Annotated in this window: 23 protein-coding genes and 1 tRNA gene; 11 read left to right on the top strand and 13 right to left on the bottom strand. The window is 60.6% G+C overall.

Annotation, left to right across the window (positions count from 1 at the left end):
* Positions 1 to 594: 594 nt before the first annotated feature.
* The 4 genes from C440_RS13165 (at position 595) to C440_RS17430 (ending at position 2,515) form a co-directional block, all read left to right on the top strand.
* A complete protein-coding gene (locus tag C440_RS13165) occupies positions 595 to 1,524 on the top strand; it encodes a DUF5794 domain-containing protein (protein ID WP_008321020.1) in 930 nt (309 codons plus the stop codon).
* 40 nt (positions 1,525 to 1,564) lie between these two features.
* Positions 1,565 to 1,951 (top strand): secondary thiamine-phosphate synthase enzyme YjbQ, encoded by a 387-nt coding sequence (locus C440_RS13160; RefSeq protein ID WP_008321018.1) that lies wholly within the window; start codon positions 1,565 to 1,567, stop codon positions 1,949 to 1,951.
* A 103-nt stretch (positions 1,952 to 2,054) separates the two neighbouring features.
* Entirely contained in the window at positions 2,055 to 2,282 is a 228-nt protein-coding gene (locus C440_RS13155; protein WP_275040245.1) for a DUF5795 family protein, read from the top strand.
* Between the two features lie 56 nt (positions 2,283 to 2,338).
* A tRNA-Trp gene (locus C440_RS17430) sits at positions 2,339 to 2,515 on the top strand.
* A gap of 703 nt (positions 2,516 to 3,218) precedes the next feature.
* Here C440_RS17430 and C440_RS13150 read toward each other — a convergent pair.
* Positions 3,219 to 3,413 (bottom strand): hypothetical protein, encoded by a 195-nt coding sequence (locus tag C440_RS13150; protein ID WP_008321014.1) that lies wholly within the window; start codon positions 3,411 to 3,413, stop codon positions 3,219 to 3,221.
* Between the two features lie 291 nt (positions 3,414 to 3,704).
* Entirely contained in the window at positions 3,705 to 3,929 is a 225-nt protein-coding gene (locus C440_RS13145; RefSeq protein ID WP_008321011.1) for a hypothetical protein, read from the bottom strand.
* A gap of 255 nt (positions 3,930 to 4,184) precedes the next feature.
* Between C440_RS13145 and C440_RS13140 the strand changes: the two genes are divergently transcribed.
* On the top strand, positions 4,185 to 4,454 hold the full coding sequence (locus C440_RS13140; protein WP_008321009.1) for a DUF7571 family protein: 270 nt from the start codon (positions 4,185 to 4,187) through the stop codon (positions 4,452 to 4,454).
* Between the two features lie 258 nt (positions 4,455 to 4,712).
* Here the strand turns inward: C440_RS13140 and C440_RS17160 are convergent, their stop codons facing one another.
* The 3 genes from C440_RS17160 to C440_RS13120 are packed head-to-tail and all read right to left on the bottom strand — an operon-like array spanning position 4,713 to position 7,290.
* A complete protein-coding gene (locus C440_RS17160; protein ID WP_083894023.1) occupies positions 4,713 to 5,981 on the bottom strand; it encodes an outer membrane protein assembly factor BamB family protein in 1,269 nt (422 codons plus the stop codon).
* Positions 5,978 to 6,820, bottom strand: coding sequence for a hypothetical protein (locus C440_RS13125; protein ID WP_008321004.1), 843 nt, complete (start codon positions 6,818 to 6,820; stop codon positions 5,978 to 5,980). Before C440_RS13125 ends, C440_RS17160 begins: the two co-directional genes overlap by 4 nt.
* The gene (locus C440_RS13120; RefSeq protein WP_008321003.1) at positions 6,817 to 7,290 is read right to left on the bottom strand and encodes a hypothetical protein; all 474 of its coding nucleotides are present in this window, start codon (positions 7,288 to 7,290) and stop codon (positions 6,817 to 6,819) included. Before C440_RS13120 ends, C440_RS13125 begins: the two co-directional genes overlap by 4 nt.
* 196 nt (positions 7,291 to 7,486) lie before the next feature.
* Between C440_RS13120 and C440_RS13115 the strand changes: the two genes are divergently transcribed.
* Entirely contained in the window at positions 7,487 to 7,972 is a 486-nt protein-coding gene (locus tag C440_RS13115) for a dihydrofolate reductase (protein ID WP_049915848.1), read from the top strand.
* A gap of 81 nt (positions 7,973 to 8,053) precedes the next feature.
* Positions 8,054 to 9,334 (top strand): MFS transporter, encoded by a 1,281-nt coding sequence (locus tag C440_RS13110; RefSeq protein WP_008321001.1) that lies wholly within the window; start codon positions 8,054 to 8,056, stop codon positions 9,332 to 9,334.
* A gap of 59 nt (positions 9,335 to 9,393) precedes the next feature.
* On the opposite strand, the gene C440_RS13105 is transcribed toward C440_RS13110, so the two are convergent.
* From C440_RS13105 to C440_RS13085, 5 genes are all read right to left on the bottom strand, one after another.
* Complete coding sequence (locus C440_RS13105) at positions 9,394 to 10,458, bottom strand: glycosyltransferase family 4 protein (RefSeq protein ID WP_008320999.1); 1,065 nt, start codon at positions 10,456 to 10,458, stop codon at positions 9,394 to 9,396.
* Position 10,459: 1 nt separating this feature from the next.
* Positions 10,460 to 10,837 (bottom strand): 6-pyruvoyl trahydropterin synthase family protein, encoded by a 378-nt coding sequence (locus C440_RS13100; protein WP_008320998.1) that lies wholly within the window; start codon positions 10,835 to 10,837, stop codon positions 10,460 to 10,462.
* 6 nt (positions 10,838 to 10,843) lie between these two features.
* Entirely contained in the window at positions 10,844 to 11,842 is a 999-nt protein-coding gene (locus C440_RS13095; protein WP_008320996.1) for a zinc-binding dehydrogenase, read from the bottom strand.
* 3 nt (positions 11,843 to 11,845) lie between these two features.
* Positions 11,846 to 12,631 carry a GTP cyclohydrolase III gene (locus C440_RS13090; RefSeq protein ID WP_008320994.1) on the bottom strand — a complete coding sequence of 262 codons (786 nt, stop codon included), beginning with the start codon at positions 12,629 to 12,631 and terminating at the stop codon, positions 11,846 to 11,848.
* A gap of 121 nt (positions 12,632 to 12,752) precedes the next feature.
* On the bottom strand, positions 12,753 to 13,010 hold the full coding sequence (locus tag C440_RS13085; protein ID WP_008320992.1) for a hypothetical protein: 258 nt from the start codon (positions 13,008 to 13,010) through the stop codon (positions 12,753 to 12,755).
* Positions 13,011 to 13,088: 78 nt separating this feature from the next.
* Here C440_RS13085 and C440_RS13080 point away from each other — a divergent pair, with 78 nt between their 5' ends.
* The 3 genes from C440_RS13080 to C440_RS18150 all read left to right on the top strand — a co-directional run bounded on the left by C440_RS13080 (position 13,089) and on the right by C440_RS18150 (position 14,802).
* Positions 13,089 to 13,868 carry an HAD-IIA family hydrolase gene (locus C440_RS13080; RefSeq protein WP_008320991.1) on the top strand — a complete coding sequence of 260 codons (780 nt, stop codon included), beginning with the start codon at positions 13,089 to 13,091 and terminating at the stop codon, positions 13,866 to 13,868.
* Positions 13,869 to 13,995: 127 nt separating this feature from the next.
* Positions 13,996 to 14,592 carry a DJ-1/PfpI family protein gene (locus tag C440_RS13075; RefSeq protein WP_008320990.1) on the top strand — a complete coding sequence of 199 codons (597 nt, stop codon included), beginning with the start codon at positions 13,996 to 13,998 and terminating at the stop codon, positions 14,590 to 14,592.
* Positions 14,593 to 14,667: 75 nt separating this feature from the next.
* Entirely contained in the window at positions 14,668 to 14,802 is a 135-nt protein-coding gene (locus C440_RS18150; protein ID WP_008320989.1) for a hypothetical protein, read from the top strand.
* A 124-nt stretch (positions 14,803 to 14,926) separates the two neighbouring features.
* On the opposite strand, the gene C440_RS13070 is transcribed toward C440_RS18150, so the two are convergent.
* The 3 genes from C440_RS13070 to C440_RS13060 all read right to left on the bottom strand — a co-directional run bounded on the left by C440_RS13070 (position 14,927) and on the right by C440_RS13060 (position 16,437).
* Positions 14,927 to 15,325: an OsmC family protein gene (locus tag C440_RS13070; protein ID WP_008320987.1), complete on the bottom strand. Its 399-nt coding sequence runs from the start codon at positions 15,323 to 15,325 to the stop codon at positions 14,927 to 14,929.
* Between the two features lie 100 nt (positions 15,326 to 15,425).
* On the bottom strand, positions 15,426 to 16,142 hold the full coding sequence (locus tag C440_RS13065) for a metal-dependent hydrolase (protein WP_008320986.1): 717 nt from the start codon (positions 16,140 to 16,142) through the stop codon (positions 15,426 to 15,428).
* Between the two features lie 73 nt (positions 16,143 to 16,215).
* Positions 16,216 to 16,437, bottom strand: a complete 222-nt coding sequence (locus C440_RS13060; RefSeq protein WP_008320985.1) for a hypothetical protein — start codon at positions 16,435 to 16,437, stop codon at positions 16,216 to 16,218.
* Positions 16,438 to 16,745: 308 nt separating this feature from the next.
* Between C440_RS13060 and C440_RS13055 the strand changes: the two genes are divergently transcribed.
* Complete coding sequence (locus tag C440_RS13055) at positions 16,746 to 17,477, top strand: fumarylacetoacetate hydrolase family protein (protein ID WP_008320984.1); 732 nt, start codon at positions 16,746 to 16,748, stop codon at positions 17,475 to 17,477.
* Positions 17,478 to 17,610 lie beyond the last annotated feature (133 nt).

Below are 17,610 nucleotides of genomic sequence, written 5' to 3'. Positions count from 1 at the left end.
GAACGCGCAGACCGACTCCAAGTCTACACGACGTGCGGGGCACCGCGCGAGGCGATACGGACTACGAATCTGACGCTGGGCACCCGCGCGCACCACGTCACCATCGCCACCACCGGCGAATATCCCTTATTGTTCCATTGTGAATAATCGCCATATTCACGAACGTGCATCACAATATCGTCAGGAATTATCGAGGAAACCAAGAATCCATAGGCCCTTTTTATATTGGTGGCGAAGATACACATGTTGTATGCGGTCGTATCCCACACAACGTTTAATACTCCCGTACCAATTCTATCGTGTATGGACTCCACGTGTCCCGCCGCATCGCGCATTGCCGGTCAAATGACCTCCGACTCCGGCATTCTCTTTGCACCTATGTGGCAGACATTTAAACGGGAGTTCAATAATGGACACAATGGGCCGGGACTAGGAGTACGACATCTTCGTACTCGGTTGTCGTCCGAATTGCGTCCTTATCGCCGTTTGGGCCATGGTGAAGGCCAGTAATATCGAATGAGTGTCTCACGCCACCCAGTCGCCCTTCGCCTTGAGCAGCAGGTCGGTGGCGCAACCCGCCTGCTGGCAACGGTTATGGCACTGCCGCTCGTCGATGGTATCTTCCCCGCACTCATTATGGCGGGGGCGTTGACGACTAAAGCAGGCGGCCTGTCGGTCACGGGCATTCTCGAGACCGGCCTGCTCATCTTCGGTGGATCGGCTACCGTCGCGGTCATCCTCGCCGAGATGGACGGCACGCGCCGCGAACAGCTCACGTCCATCCTCATACTCGGTGCGATTCTCATCCCGATTGCGGTCGCCGAGGCCGCCGTCGCCGAGACTATCGAGACGGTGCTGAAGTTCGAGACCTTCCACCGCTTCGCTGGCCTCGTCATTCTGGCGGTCGCCGCGAAGACGGCCTCTTCGAAGGTCGGCGAGTATCTCCCCTCTCCGAGCATCATCATCGGGTTCGGACTCGTGGCGAGTCTCAACCCGTCCGGATTCGACTTCGTCGTCAACCCAAGCATGACGCGCCTCGTGAGCGCCGGTTCCGCCGCTGGGGTCGGCGTCGGCTTTGCGGGCGCTATCGCGCTGTTCGCTCCCCGCCTCCGCGGAAACGTCGATATCAATCTCTTCCGGTTCGGGAGTTCGGTCGCACTCGGTATGCTGGCACTCGACGTGCTCGGTCTGATGCCGACTAAGGCACCCGTTGCACTGGGTGTCCTCGGCGTCACCGCGCTGTTCGCCTTCGACCCCGACTCGGACGAGGACGTAGACGTCCCCGACGGTGGCGACGTTGCGGCCCCAGAGGGCCCCGCGGCAAACGGTGCTGTTGCCGACGGTGGGGACGACATCGCACAGTCAGCCGCCTACGACGCGACCGAAATAGAGGCGTACGAAGACGCAGACGCCGATTCGAACGACCTCCCCGACGCCGGTCTCGCACAAGACGACGAGGAGAGCGCATCGAAGCCGGGCTACGGTTATCCCGGTGAAGAAGACTCCCGCGCGCCCTGGCTGTAACCGCCGGACGACTTTTTCCTGCCGCGATTCAATCACTCGTATGCGCCACTCGTTCGACGTTCGAACAGACACGCGTCTCCAAGCCCTCGACGTGACCGGCCACGTTGCCGACGCACTCCCTGCCGGCTACGATGGCGTTTGTACGGTCTTTTCTAAACACACCACCGCGGGAATCTGCGTCAACGAGGCTGAAACACGACTGCTCGAAGATATCGAAACGATGCTCGATTCGGCGGTTCCAGACGACGGCTGGACCCACGACGAACTCGACGGCAACGCGGATGCGCACCTCCGCGCACTGCTCGTCGGTAACGGTGTCTCGGTTCCGGTTCTCGGCGGCGAGCTCGACCTCGGGCGGTGGCAGTCGGTGCTCCTCGTCGAGTGTGACGGCCCGCGGACGCGAACCGTGACCGTAGCGACACCGTGAGGTCGCAGAGGACGACAGCGAAAAAAGTGAGATAAAGGCAAAAAAAGAGAAGATGGCACGGCGCTGGCGGAGGGCTTACTTACCTCGGGACGATTCCACGAATATGAGCAACCGTGTCGTACAAGGACGGATGGTCACGCCCGAGACGCTCGCCGAACTCGTCGAAGGCGAGCGCCCGATGGACGCCGAGCCGATTCAAGACGCCGACTTCGAGTGCCCCGACTGCGGCGAAAACGTGATTCAGGTCGGCTACATGCCGAGCGTGACGGAGTTCGTGACCGCCTACAAGTGCCAAGAGTGCGACTGGGCCGACGACGACCGAGACGAATAGAATCGAAACTCCTTTAAGAAAAATCGCCATACGAGAGAGTGCAGATAGATCGAATCGGGGCTGTGGCCAAGCCCGGCATGGCGACTGACTCCAGAGGCTTGGCGCCCGGGACGACACTCCAGCTGATATACTGAGCGACCGACTGATCATCGGTCGTGTTGACGACCCTCTGGAGTTCCGAGGCGCACACCGGAGATATCAGTCGATCGGGGGTTCAAATCCCTCCGGCCCCATTCCTAACATATCATTTTCGTGTGGGTTAATCAAGGAGGAACAGTGCTCCAATAACCTCACGTTCGTCTCCAACTGGGGGCGAATCGGCTAAGCGTTCTCGAAACGACTGGTGAGACCCGATTGTAACGACCGCCCAACCAAGTCACATTCCTAGCTTGATCAATACATAATACGCCGCTACAGCATAGGTCACTGAGCCGAGAATAACAAGTAAGAAGATAGCAATAGTGCTCTCAAAGAGCGATGTAGCTACTTCGCTGGCGACAAATACACCAGCACCAGAAGCCAATCCGACAAACAGACTGCTTGGGAGAGGGTAGTTGAAGCCCTTGTCAATCTATTGATAAAAACAAATCACTTCCCCTTTCATTTGAACTAACACAGTCATTTGTATTCAACCACTTATAATTTTGACGTGAAACACCACATCGTATCAAAAACCGTGTGAGCGTCGTCGGTTAGCGGTATCTCGAGCACCTGAACTTCTGTTGTGTCTTCCAAGACGGCGTAAATCTCAGTGCCACTCCGTGAAACATCCATCTGGAATCTCTCGTAGGGTAGTTCCTCTTTACCACCACGACCCTCCTCGGATACGGATTCTCACCAAGTACCCCAGTTTCCCCTTGCAATGTGCGTTACCTTCTCATCGGCAACCTCAAGAACTTGCGTGATTAGTCAGCAAGGAGAACAGTGTGGTCATCCTCAAAGAACCTCAAGAGACGTCAATTTGTCACCATCTGCGCCTTCCAATTCTTGGAATCGCTTTTTAAGGACTTCACGACGGCGACTGTGGACGAGTTCCTTGAGCGGGTCGTCGTAGGTCTGTCCCGGTTTTTTGAGTTCGTGCAGTTCTTCTTGAGTCTCTTTTGTCACAGAGATTTGTTTGTCTGCGGCCATCTGTTGTAAGAATGTACAGAGATAATGGTATTAACAGATTTGTCCTTTCCGACTCGACAAACCGGGACAGGTCCCTTTCGATATACTCTCCTTTTTAACAGCTCGATAGCGTTCCATTCCCGGCAACCACGCCCATAGATATTCGAGACGTGATACTATTCCAGTCACCAAACGCTGTTGGGGGCTGTCGATACGTGGTTGCTGTGTGCTGGCACACACAGGACGCACCTTGGTGGCCAACTCTCAGTCGGTGTGACAGAAAATAGGTCGCTCGGGTCACCCCGTCTCGTATCACTCACGTTGCCAGACGTAAACTCCGACCACGAGTAACCCGCCAAAGAACGTCGTGAGCGTGAGGACACCGACACCGAGCGCCCAGAGTACGGCGTTCTCATCACCGCGTTTCTCTGCATCGTTGTACACCAAGTAGGCTAAAGCGAACCCAAGTAACACTGGGACGGCGACCGACACGAGCAGAACGCCAAATCCTGGAAATCCGAATTGGAGGGGAACCATACAATATAGTCAATTTATTCTCACATAAACCATCTGGAACGCACTAGAGTCCGTTTGACACCTACTTGTTACAGACGAACCCCAATTGGGTTGAACCCCCTGACAGGTGGCTACTCCGAGTTGAGAGCGGTTGTTCGACTGCATGATGGCCGCCAACTGACCGCCCGTGAGTGACATAATATCTGAGTGACACGCTGAGAAGCGCTGAGGGAATAGATATATGTAGGGTGCCACCATGTGTCGTGGTGTATCGCTATGAAGCCATGTAACAGTTGTCAGGCGGTTATCGACGAGTACACCTTAGACAAACAACTCGAACCCCTACGGGACCTCACAGTAGACAACTTCAACGTCTGTGCGGAGTGCACGACGGTTGTTTCGGACGCGTGCGTGGAGTGCGGCGGCGGTGTGTACGTTCCACGGGGCTTTTCGACCGTCCCGGACTACTGCCCTGCGTGTCGTTCGGACCTCATCGAGCGCACCGGACACGACCCCGGATGGAACTGCGACACCATCTCGACCTGAACGAAATCGACACGCAGACTGTATTCGACCCGGTAGGGTGTGGGTAGTCGCCCTATCTCCGTATTTTCGGGCGTGGTGTTCCACGTGACATGGAGACAACTCCTTTGATAGCGTTCTACTCCCGAGAACCGAGGTTACGCGTCACGAACTGAGTGAACTCATCTCACGTAAAACATAATATACTCGTTAACGAATTACATTTTGCGGTCGTCAGAGGCACGCTCGATTACGCTAGTTTTCTGGATACGTATACCGTCGTCAGGCGGGCTTCAGAGACCTCGTAATCCCGTAGACGACAGCACCGTCGAAATAGTAGAGTCCGGCCGAGTTGTGTGTGAGGTTGTTGTCTGACGACTCCGTTTGATAGCTTCGCGTCTCGGTTCCAGATGAAAGCTCCAAGCGGTGAATCGTCCCGGACTGCGATGCGAGGTACACCTTTCCGTCGAAGACCAACGGCGCGTCGGACAGAGAAGCGTCACATTCGAACTGCCAGTGTATCTCTCCTGTCGCGGGGTCCAGCGCGAACACTGTACCCGTTCGGTCGGCGGCTTCAACGAGCGCGTGTCCACCGGCGAGCACGACCGGTCCTAAGGTGTGTTCGTCACGCTCGAACCGCCAGTTCTCTTCGCCGGACGAGCGGTCCAACGCGAACAACGTGCTTTCCTCGCGCTGGTCGTCGTACGCTTCCACGAGAACGTTGTCTTCGGTAACCGTCTCGACCGAGACTGCGACATCGGTCTCGATAGCCCACTGCTTTTCGCCGCTTCCGGCCGTCAGCGCGTACACGTTTCTGCGGCCGTTGGTTGCGAAGACTTGGTCGCCCGCCGTGAAGACGTCCGTCATCTCCGGACTGGTATATCGACGCTCGCCCAGATACTTCCACCTCGTCTCTCCCGACGTTCGTGAAATCGCCAGTAGTGGCGCGTTGTGCCGGGGGAGGTAGATGTGCTGTGCGTCGATAGTGATTCCCCGGATTCTGTCGCCGTCGATATCAAACGTGTGTTCTACGCCGCCGTCGTCCGCGCGAAGTTGGTACAGCGAGTACTCACCGACGAAGACGGAACCGTCGTGAACGGCGATTTCGGGCGAGTGAAGGACATCAACCTCGCGTTCCCACAGTTCGTCGCCGGAATCCAGCGCGACTCGGAACACGTCACCAACCTCGGTGACACCGAACAGGGACCCATCTTCGACGGTGACGTCGGCGACTTCGTCGTCGGCCTCGTAGCGCCACACGACAGCACCGTCTTTCGAATCGAGAACGAAGAACTCTCTTCGACGGCCGACGAGAACGCCCTCGTCAGTCCCTACTGGGTACCACCTGGGTTCGCCGACACGGGTGTGCCACCGCTCCGGAGTCGGCTCCGGTGTTGGTTCCGGCGTCGGTGTCGGCTCGGGAGTCACATCGGTGGAATCCGCTGAACTGCGTTGTCGTGAACGGCGAAGTGGGTTCAGTGGTGAAACACCAGCAATCGAGCTTGCGAGCGCGGCCGCGCCGTAGTGAATGAATGTTCGTCGTCGTGTCATCGGTCTTCCTCGCTGGGTGAGACTGAGTCTAATTCGGAATCGCTACTGTACCGGTGCCAGACGGCCACGGAGGCAAGCCCACCCAGTAGGTAGGTGAGCCACGCGGCCGCTCCCGAAAGGCTCCCGACGAAGGCGGCGAGCACGCTCGAGATGACGAGCCCGCCGACGGCACTGATTCCGGCGGCCGTCCCGACACCGGATACAGTCACGTTCGTCGTCTCCGTCGTGGCGGTGTCCACTTTCGAGGAGGCTTGTTGGAATCCGTTCGGGAGAGAGTCGGACGTCGCCTTCGACGACTCGGTATCCGTTCCCGTCGAATCAGAAGTCGCATCCGAGTCGCGGTTGTGGCGGCGGTGTGCTTCGACCTGACCGAGCAACGTGTTGGGACCGTGGTCACCCGTCGAATCCGTTCGAGTATCCATCTCGACGTGCTGTGTCAGTTCGTCTGATTGTTTGCGCTCGTTCGTGTTGGCCGTCGTACTGCCGGGTTGGGATGACTGCGACAGTTGGGCGGCTTGCGACGGTTGGGGTTGTCGTGCTGGCTGGGATGATTGAGTGGGTTGTGACGGTTGCGATTGCGTAGTCTGCGAGCCACCGCGACTGCTCGCCACCCAGAGAATCCCTCCGACAAACATGAGAGTGACAGCTCCGCCGAGAACCGGTCCTTTCGCGGTCGGCGCTCGATAGCTCGACTCGACGCAACTCTGCCCGTAGCCGAGTGCCGAATCCACGCAGGTCTGTGCGGTCTGGGTCTGCGTCGCCGGCATGCTGAGTCCCGCGAGCAACAGCAAGCCGCCGATAGCGAGTACCACGATGCTGACTGTTCGTCCGGCACTCATAGCAGTACCAACGGCAAGAAGACCGTAAACAGGGAGAGAACCACCATTGCGAGGACGACCAGCGTGAGTTTGCTGGTCCCGTCGGCTTGCGCACGTTCCGAAATCACCTCTTTGCTTCCGTTCGCGGCGAGATGTCGGCCCGCCGACTCGAAGATGCGCTCTATGGACTGGCCCCGAAAGTCGTTGAGGGTTTCGAGATACCGCTCTTTGTACCGTTCCGGCTGTGCGGTGACGTTGACAGACACTTCGCGGCGTGCGCGGACGCTGAGAGTCGTCTGTTCGGCGCTCGGCTGTTGCTCCGGAATCTCGACGGTGAGTACCTCACCGTAACTGGAAAGACCACCGCCGGTTTTACCGGTTATTTGTACTCCAGCGTCGTGATACGTCTGGATACCGTCTGTCAGTTCGAAGGCTGTTTTCACGAGAATCCGGGCACTGTCCGGGGGATAATCGAGAACGAGAGTAGACATGTTGTCGCTATTGACTTCTGACTAGCTACGGACTACATATAACTACTGTTTAAATAATTAATAAAAGACAGATGTGTGACTGAAAACCGTTTCAAGCTCAGTCCCGACTTGGTCCCTGACGCGGAGACACCGAAGGTCGTTACCCGCGACAACGACAGCACAACGGTTTTTGTCGGACGGCCCGAGTGAAATCGTCATGGAACTCGTCTCAGTCGCCGCGCTCGCCGAGAACCACACCATCGGACGCGATGGCGAACTGCCGTGGCCGAGCATCCCCGAGGACAAAAAACAGTACCGCGCGCGAATCGCAGACGACCCAGTCATCCTCGGCCGTCGGACGTTCGAGTCGATGCTCGACGACCTGCCCGGGAGCGACCAAATCGTCCTGAGTCGGAGCGAACAGGAGTTCGACGTCGTCACTGCTCACCACGCGAGAAACGTCGAAGAGGCAATCGAACTCGCGGAATCGCTGGGTGCCGAGACGGCCTACGTCATCGGCGGCGCGGCGATTTACGAACTCTTCCAACCGCATCTCGACCGGATGGTCCTGAGCCGCGTTCCCGGCGAGTACGATGGCGACACGTACTATCCGGCGTGGAGCACGGCCGACTGGCAACTCGAATCTGAGACGCCCTACGAGCGGTTCACGCTCCAAGAGTGGGTACGAACAGACCGCGACTGACGGTGAGTCTCTCGGGTCTGCCGGGTCACTCGGGTCTGCCGTCGGGTAGATTGATGGAACGGAGGTCCGTACCGGGTGGTGATGGGCTTCACCCTCGACACACGGATTCTGACGCTCGCGTTGGCGCGGATGGTCGATGCGCTCGCCAACTCGTTTCTCGTCGTCGTGTTGCCGCTGTACATCGGGAGCCAACTGGTGTCGCTTCCGGCGTTCGTCGGGACGACGATTCCGCTCGGCGTGACCGAGTTCGCCCTCACGCCGGAACTGCTCATCGGCATCGTGCTGTCGCTGTTCGGATTTCTCAATAGTTTCAGCCAACCCTTTACGGGGTCGCTGTCGGACCGAACCGGCCGCAGAACCGCGTTTTTACTGTTCGGACTCGCTCTCGTCGCCGTCGGAAGCGCCGGCTACCTCTTTTTCACCGACTACCTCTCGATTCTCGTCATGCGCGCGCTCCAGGGAATCGGCGCGGCGTTTACGATTCCCGTGACGGTGGCGCTCGTCAACGAACTCTCGCCGGAGAACGAACGCGGCGGGAACTTCGGGTTGTACAACACGTTTCGACTGCTCGGATTTGGAACCGGCCCGCTCGTTGCGGGCGTCGTCGTCACCGCTGGACCGTACACGCTCGGCGGCATCGACATCACCGGATTCGACGCCGCCTTCCTCGTCGCGGTCGCTGGCGCGGTTATCAGTTTCGTACTCGTCGCCCTGCTCATCGAGGACCCGGAGCGAACCGAAAGCGAAGCGGCGGACGACATCTCGATAACGATTCGGAACGCCGATGGACCGGGCTTAGACCCGGTGTTCGCGCTCGGTCTCGCTACCATCGTGATGGCGCTGAGCATCGCCATGTACGCGCCGCTCGCTAACGTCATCAACGAGCGACTCGACCAGGGGACGTTCCTGTTTTCGGTCCAGTTCGGCGCGACGGTCCTCGCCAACGTCGTCTTCCAATATCCGATTGGCCGTTTGAGCGACCGGTACGGGAGACAACCGTTCTTGATCGGCGGCTTTCTTTTGTTGTTGCCGACGACGCTCGCACAGGGGTACATCCTGTCGTCAGAGCTGATGATACTCGCGCGCTTCCTGCAGGGCGTCGCCGTCGCCGCCGTCTTCGCGCCGTCGCTCGCACTCGCCGGTGACCTCGCAAAAGAGGGGCAGTCGGGGTCGACCCTCTCGGTATTGACGATGGGGTTCGGTCTCGGAATCGCCTTCGGGACGCTGTTCTCGGGGATTCTCGTCGGCTTCGGTTTCGCCGTCCCGTTCGTCGCCGCCACGGTGCTTGGTTCGATTGGACTGTACTTGGTGGTCACACAGGTCGTCGAGACGGTGACGCCGATGCCCGTCAGCGGCGACTGAGTGATTGACTGAGTGATTGAATACGAACCGCGTGGCGTGCGAGCCGAAGCGGGACGCACTCAGACGAGTCCGAGCAGGAACTCGCGTACTGCCTCTGTTGTCTCGTCCCACGTCGTGTGACCAACGAACCGGTCGCGGGCCGCGAGCGAAAGCGGCACGAGCAACTGCCGGTCTCGGCAGAGCGGCGACACGGCGTCGGTAATCGCTGACGGGTCGTCCGGGTCCACGACAAAGCCGTTCTCGCGGTGCGTGACGAGTTCGCTCGCGCCGCCTGCCGACGAGACGAGCGCCGGCAGACCGAACCCCATCGCCTCCACGGCGGCGATACCGAACCCCTCGTAGTGCGACGGGAGTGCGAACAGGTGCGACTCGCGGAGCGACGCGGCCAACTCGGCATCGGAGCGTCGGCCGGTGAACGTCACGCGACTGGTAACCCCAAGTTCGGCGGCGAGTTGCCGGAGCGATTCGGCGTACGCGGCATCGACTACCGCGCCGACGACGGTCAACTGCCAGTTGCCTCTGACGCGCGAAAGCCCGCGGAGCAAGCCGTCGATGTTCTTCCGCGGTTCGATATTCCCGACGGCGACGACGCGAAACGGTCCCTCGCCAGCGACGCGGGCGCGGATTTCCTCGTCATCGACGGGCGTCCCATGGTCCGAAAACCGGTCGCCCGCTGGGTGTGCGACGACGCTGGGTTCGGGGTCCGTGACGGCCGCGACGGTCTCTTTGGTGGTCTCGCTGTTGTACACGAACCCATCGACAGAACGGAGATACCGCGTTTCGACCGCTCGCCGGAACGACCGTCGCCACGCGTTGTGGTTTTCGAGAGAGTTGAGGTGGTGCACAATCGAGACGACCGGCGTGTCGTCGTCGAGTCGTGGATTCACGGCGACGAGTGACGGATGACACAGTTCGTCTTGGAGAAGTACGTCCACGTCGAGCGAGCGCAGGCGAGCGTGTGCGGTGACGTTGTCGCGGAGTCTGTGTCGGTACGGCCGCTCCGGGAGCGAGATGACGGTTACGTCGTCACCGGCGGCGCGCAGACCGCGAACGAGTTCGAGGTCGTACCGGTAACCACCGGACCGGTCATCGAGCGGGCCGTAGACGACGAGACCGACCTGCACGTTAAATCGGGGTCTCGTAGGTCGCACTCGCCACGTCGTCTTCCCAAATGCGGACCGACAGACGCGTCGGAGTCGTGAGATTCGCCGCCTCGACGAACTGCGAGCAGACTTCGCGGGCGAATCGCTCGACGCTCGGATTCTGTCCGGCGAACTCCACGAGGTCGTTCATCGTCTCGTCGCGGTACCGAGAGAGCGTCGCGTCCAACGCGGCTTTCACGTCGTCGATATCGACGAGATAGCCGTGTTCGTCGAGTTCGGGGCCGGCGAGTTCGACTTCGACGGTGAACGCGTGAGAGTGCAGTTCACCTTCAGGTCCGGGATTGGGGACCGTGAGATAGTGTTGTGCGATAAGCTCCCGCTTGACCGAAACGCGGTACATAACCTGTCAACCGTCCGCGTAGGTAAAGAGGATTTGGACGGCGTCGTCAGGGTCGTCTTCGAGGAGTCGGTACGCGCGGGCCGCGTCTTCGACGTCGATGCGGTGTGTGATGAGCGAGTCGAACGAGTGGTCACGGAGATGCGTCCACGCGAGTGAAAAGCGCCGCTCTGTGTCCCACCGTCCACGGAGTTCGGGGTCGATAGTGCTCACTTGACTACTTTCGACGCGAATCCGAGAGCGGTGGAATCGCCCGCCGAGGTCCAACGTCGCGGACTTCGTGCCGTACCACGACCCGACGATAACGCGGCCGTCGTATCGCGTCACCGCTAGCGCATCGTCGAGCGCGGACGGGTCGCCCGAGAGTTCGAAGGTGAGGTCAGCGCCGTCGGCGGGCGCGTCGAGCGACGACGGATGGCTGACCGCGTCGGCACCGAGACGCAACGCGAGTTCGCGCCGCTCGGGAATGCAATCGACGGCCGTGAGGCTTCCGAGTGGAAACTGGCTGAGGAGCGCGGTCGTCACGAGACCAACGACACCCTGCCCGAAGACGACGACGTGCTCGCCGATGAGCGGGCGACCGTCCATCACGAAGTTGAGCGCCGTCTCCATCGTCGGCAAGAGCGCGGCCTGTTCATCGCTCACGTCGTCCGGAATCTGAATGAGTTCGCCCGGCGAGGCGAGAAAGTGGCTCTCGTGAGGGTTGAACGAGAAGACGCGTCGGCCGAGAAGTGACGACGAGACGTCGTCGCCGACGGCTTCGACCGTACCGACGGCGGCGTAGCCGTATCGAAGCGGAAACGACAGGTCGCCTTCGAGCGCGGCGATAGATTCGTCTGCGGGGAGGTCGGTGGGAGCCTCGCCACGGTAGACGAGTCGTTCGGTCCCGGAACTTACGGCGGAGGTCTGCGTTCGGACGCGGACCTCGTCGGGTCCGGGAGTCGGAACATCGCGGTCGCGTACGTCGATGCGTTCTGGGGCGACGAAGTAGACCGCACGTCCCTTCATCGTTCAGTCGTCTGCGGTCTCGACGGATGCGTCCGCAAATTCGACTGTCGTCCCGCGGTGGCGGCAGTCTTCGAGCGCGTGTTTGGCGGCGAAGCCGGCTTCGTGCGCGTTCGAGGCCGTGCCGACGCCGACTTTGAGCTCGACGTCCGCGTCGGTTTCGACGTGGTCGATGGCGGCGCGGTACTGCGTCTCCGAGAGCTCGGGCATGACGGAGATGATGTTGTCGCCGCCGACGAAAAACGACAGTGCGCCGTGTTCCTCGCGGAGATACTGCATGAGCGACGCGTAGCCCTGTTCGATTTGGATGAACGTGTCGAACTCGTTGAGGCGGTCTGTGTACTTGCCGGTGGCGTCGTTCACGTCGAAGTGTGCGATTTGGAGGTCGCTGTCGGACCGGTCGGCTTCGTCGAGCGTCTCTCCCGAGAGGACTTCTCGGCGGTCCCCGTCCTGTGCGCTCCCGGCGCGTTGGACGCCGTTGGTCGCGCGTTCGAGCGCGACCGCGGGCGAGCGGTCGGTCCCGATACCGAGGCTGAGCGTCACCGGGTATCGGTTGGCGATGGATTCCTGCAGTAGTTCGTGGTCTTCGCGGTCGAGTCCATTCGTGACCGCGACCATGTTGTCGAAGCGGGTGAAAAAGACGTACCCGTCACGAGACCCGACGAACTGGGCCAAGTCGGCGAAGAGCCGCGATTGGAGCGTCTGAAGGTCCATCTCCCGTCGCGGGTCCGGAGTGACCGTCCACGGCCCGTAGTTGTCGATTTGGACGAGTGTCAGCTGCGTATTCGTCACGGTAGACGAGTAGGGTGACGCGCATATCGTTCTTTGGTTCTCAGACGCCACCGCCGATACCCGAACGTACCCCCCGGTAGCACGGCTCTTGGGAGCGCCGTCAGTACCGGTCGAATCCGCGTTACGACGATTCCGACTCGCGGAGCGTACGACTCGCAATAATATCGAGAAGCGCCCACGTGACGACCCAGACGGTGATCATCGTGAGAACGATAACCGTCGTCGAAAGTAGCGGCACGACGACCGAGAGCGTGGCGACGATGGTGTACGTCAGTAACAGCGCGACAATCGCCATCAGCAACCCGTAGACTCCCATCGCGCTGTTTCCGGTCGCGGGACCGCGAAGCCACCCAACCAGCTGTTTTGCAGAGACACCCATGCCGTGACATATGATATGAAATACCATAATTGTTCTCTCGGGCGAACGTTCAACAGGGGCGGCTCCCTACCGAAGACGATGGAATACCGAGGAGTCGTCCTCGACGTGGACGGAACGGTCGTTCGTGGTGACGAAGCGATTCCCGGCGCGCTCGACGGTCTCGCGGCTATCGACGCCGCCGGGCTTGACCGCCTGTTCGTTTCGAACAACCCAACGAAAGCGCCCAAACGGTACGAAGCGCGCCTCGGCCGTGCTGGCATCGACGCGTCTGCCGACGAAATCGTCACGTCCGGCACGACGACGACGGCGTATCTCGCCGACCGCCACCCCGGAGCGCGAACCTTTTGTATCGGCGAATCCGGCCTGTGCGACCAGCTCAGTGCGGCGGGTCTCGAACTCGTCGGCGCGCACGACGACCCCGAAGTCGTCGTCGTCGCCATCGACAGGGAGTTCGACTACGACGACCTTCGGGACGCCGGTGTCGCGCTCCGAGACGGTGCCGCCTTCTACGGGACCGACCCGGACATTCTCATCCCCGCCGCCGACGGCGACATTCCCGGCTCCGGCGCGATTATCAACGCCGTCGCGGGCGTCGCCGAGCGCGACCCGGATGCGATTCTCGGGAAGCCGTCGTCGGTCGCCCGCGAGTACGTGCTCGACCGTCTCGGACTCCCACCGGAAGACGTGCTCATCGTCGGCGACAGGCTCGATACGGACATCGCATTCGGTCTCGCCGCCGGCATGGAGACCGCGGTGGTTCGAACCGGCGTGACCGACGACGCGGCGCTGGCCCGAAGCGAGTACGAACCGGACCACGTGCTCGACGGACTCGGCGACGTCTACCGACTCATCTCGTAGACGAGACGGACCGGAGAGCACCCGAACGCCTCCGCAGAAACCACCCAAACGAAATTCGAATGGGGCGTATCGGTACCTGCACAATCGTTATCGTTCTCACGCGACAACTAGGCCGTGGGTGAACTCCATGTCCGCAAAGAAGATTCTGCTCCTCGCCGGCGATTTCGTCGAGGACTACGAGGTGATGGTACCGTTTCAGGCGCTCGAAATGGTGGGACACGAGGTACACGCGGTCTGCCCCGAAAGAGCGGACGGCGACCGGTGTAAGACCGCGATTCACGACTTCCGCGGCGACCAGACGTACCTGGAGACGCGCGGCCACGACTTCGTGTTGAACGCGACGTTCGAAGACGTTGACCCCGCCGACTACGACGCGCTCGTCGTTCCCGGCGGGCGCGCGCCGGAGTATCTCCGCGGCTACGACGAGGTACTCGACACAGTCCGACACTTCTTCGACGAGAACAAGCCCGTCGCCGCAATCTGCCACGGGCCGCAAATTCTCGCCGCCGCGGGCGTCCTCGACGGCTACGAAATGACCTCGTACCCGGCGGTTCGCGCGGAGGTCGAAGGTGCCGGTTGTTCGTGGGTCGATGAGGTGACCGTCGATGGCAACCTCGTCACCGGACAGGCGTGGCCGGACCACCCAGAGTGGCTCGCGGCGTTCCTCGACGTGCTCGGAACCGAAATCAGCCACGGACCGACTGCGGCCGCCGCAGACGACTAAACCGCGTTTTTCTCATGCTATCAAGCATGAGAATGTCTGACAAAGGTTTTTATCAGGGGAGACGAAGGGACTGGTATGGAAGAGCCGAACAGCCCATACTTCCGCGAGCAGATCGACAGCGGCGTCGAATCGTCCCCCCAAGACGGGGAAGTCATCATCGTGGAGGGAACAGCAATGAGCCTTCGAAGCTACAGAAAGCGCCGCGACTAGCCACGGGGCGTCTGTACGGGTTGTTGTCTACGGGTTCACCGCGGTTTCACCGCCGTCTGCGACGCTCACGCGCGCGGTCAGACGGTGTTTTTTGAAAAAAGAACGAGCGTAGAGAGCGCGGCGGTTAGAACGCGTCGCCGACGACGTTCACGTCAGCGTGGAGTTCCGAACGGAGCGCGTCGTGGACGTGGCAGATGTCTTCGGCGAGGTCCGTAATCTCGGCGAACTCCTCGTCCGAGAGGTCGGCTTCGACGTAGACGTCGAATCCGATGCGTTCGAGGTCGTCGTCGTCGTTGAGGTCGGCGTCGGCGTCGATCTGAATCTTGCCGAGACCGTCGTTGCCGGTCTTCTGTCCGCCGACGCGGAACGCGGGGAGGAAACAGGAGGCGTACGTTGCGACGAGCGTCGCATTCGGGTTCGGGCCAGTCTCGTCGAGCGCGTCGATCTGGAGGTCGAAGTCGCCGACCTGACTCGTGGTTGCGAAACCTTCCTCACTGACTGTCGAAGTTTGAATATCGGACATCCATCGGACTGGAAGGTGCACCCGACCCTAAAAGTTCCTCAATCGGATGATTGTGTGCACAAGCGACGGAAAAATACGAGTGCGCGACGCAGACGTGCGATTAGTCGAGCGTGACCGCTTCGTCGCCGTCGAGGACGGTGACCTCGGCGCGAGCGCCCGCGGCTTTGACCTCGCGTTCGAAGTCCCGCACGTCGATTTCTATCGGCGGGAACGTGTTGTAGTGCATCGGGAAGACGCGGCCTACGTCCAGCCAGTCCGCCGCGATTGCGGCCTGCCACGGACCCATCGTGAAGTGGTCGCCGACCGGGAGCGCGGCGGCGTCCGGCTCGTAGTAGGGTCCGAAAATCTCGCGCATGTCGGTCATGAGTCCCGTGTCGCCGGCGTGATAGAACGTCGTCGCCTCGTCGTCGGACTGCTGGGTCGGCTTCGAATCGCTAATCATGTAGCCGCCGGGCACGCCCGCGTCGTGTTCGTAGCCCGTGTTGATGCCGTTCGTGTGGTCCGCGCGAACCATCGAGACGAACGCGTCACCGAGTTCGACGGTCCCGCCGATGTTCATTCCAATCGTCTCTTCGACGCCCATCTCGGCTTCGACGTAGCCGGTGAGTTCGGGCGTGGCGACGACCGTCGCGCCGTCGAATTCGCCCGCGTGGGCGATGTGGTCCGCGTGCCCGTGCGTCAAGAGGACGTAGTCCGGCGTCTCCACGTCCGTCGGGTCAAGCGCCGTCTCCGGGTTGTCGAAAAACGGGTCGATGAGAATCGATGTCTCGCCGACCGTTACGCGCCACGTCGAATGACCGTGCCAGATGAGTTCCATCGCACCCAGACGATAGTAGCGAAATACACAAAAACCTATTCGCGTCGGGTGGTCTGACCGAGAACGGGCGGGGTCAGACGAGAACCGACAGCGACGCCGACACGTCCGTAGCTGTGCTTCCGAGGTCGTATCCAGTCGTCGGCCACGAAAAGTCCTCGGAGAGTTCGACGTCGGACTCGTGTTTTGCCGCCGTACACTGCTCTCCCAGGCCGTTCCCCGCAGAAAGACAGCCGGCGATGCTCGACAGTACCGTCGCCGAGCAGAGACGAAGTGCTGAACGTCGCGTTACGTGCATGGAAGCCGGTCAACAGTGACCTAGTATATGTCTTCTGTCCGATGTGTTTGAGGCGCGAACACACCACTCTCTCGGTGAGTGAGACCACAAAATCGGTCGCCCCTGAGTCCACTCGAACGAACCTGCCGGGACGACCGATACTGCTCGGTTAGTACGTGGCTAGAAAAACGATGCGAATCGTGCAATATAATCGCACACAACATGGGGCGTAGAGACACGAAGTGAGACAGTTCTCCGCGCACCCTGATACACCGGCCAGACGGAGTGGGATGCAAAAACCTATCACGACCCATCCCAACCCGTCGGCTATGCACCACGTTCGATTCCGCGACCCGGCCGGGGCGGTCCGACGGGGCGAGTGGCACGGGGAGTCGGTTTCCTTCGGCGGTGAGACGTACGACCTCGAAGAGGTGGACGTGCTCCCGCCGTGCGAACCGACGAAAATCGTCTGTATCGGTCGGAACTACGCCAAGCACGCCGAAGAGCGAGACGAGTCGGTTCCCGACCGCCCGCTTTTGTTCCTCAAGCCGCCGAACGCGGTCGCCAGCCACTGCGACACCGTGTCCCTACCGGCTGGAAAGGAGAATATCGAACACGAGGCCGAACTCGCCGTCGTCATCGGCGAGCAGTGCCGGAACGTCGCGCCCGAAGACGCCGAGACAGTCGTCGCAGGTTACACCGTCATGAACGACGTTTCCAACCGCGACGACCAAGATATCGAGACCAACTGGGTTCGCGGTAAGGCGTTCGACGGCGCGGCCCCGCTCGGTCCGGTGCTCGCCGACCCCGAGCACCTCGCTAACGACGCCAGTATCTCGCTCCGCGTAAACGGCGAGGTACGACAGGACTCCAGCATCGACCATCTCATTTTCTCGGTTCCGGAACTCGTCGCCGAAATCACGGCCTACATGACGCTCGAACCCGGCGACGTGATTTCGACGGGGACGCCAGAGGGCGTCGGGTCGCTCGAAGACGGCGACCGCGTCGAAGTCGAAGTCGAAGGCGTTGGCGTCCTCGAACACGACGTTCAGCAGGTCTGAGCGATACTCGGGGGTCTCCTTGCAGTCGTTGGAATGTTCAGCTTCGGAGCACTACGGTGACTGTCAACGGACAACCTCATCTGGGTCGTCATCGGCTTTTCGGCGGTCATCGTCGTGGCCGACTGGCTATCGA

This window comes from Haloferax mucosum ATCC BAA-1512 (genome assembly GCF_000337815.1).
GTDB classification, from domain to species: domain Archaea; phylum Halobacteriota; class Halobacteria; order Halobacteriales; family Haloferacaceae; genus Haloferax; species Haloferax mucosum.
This window is presented reverse-complemented; position numbering and strand designations above follow the sequence as displayed.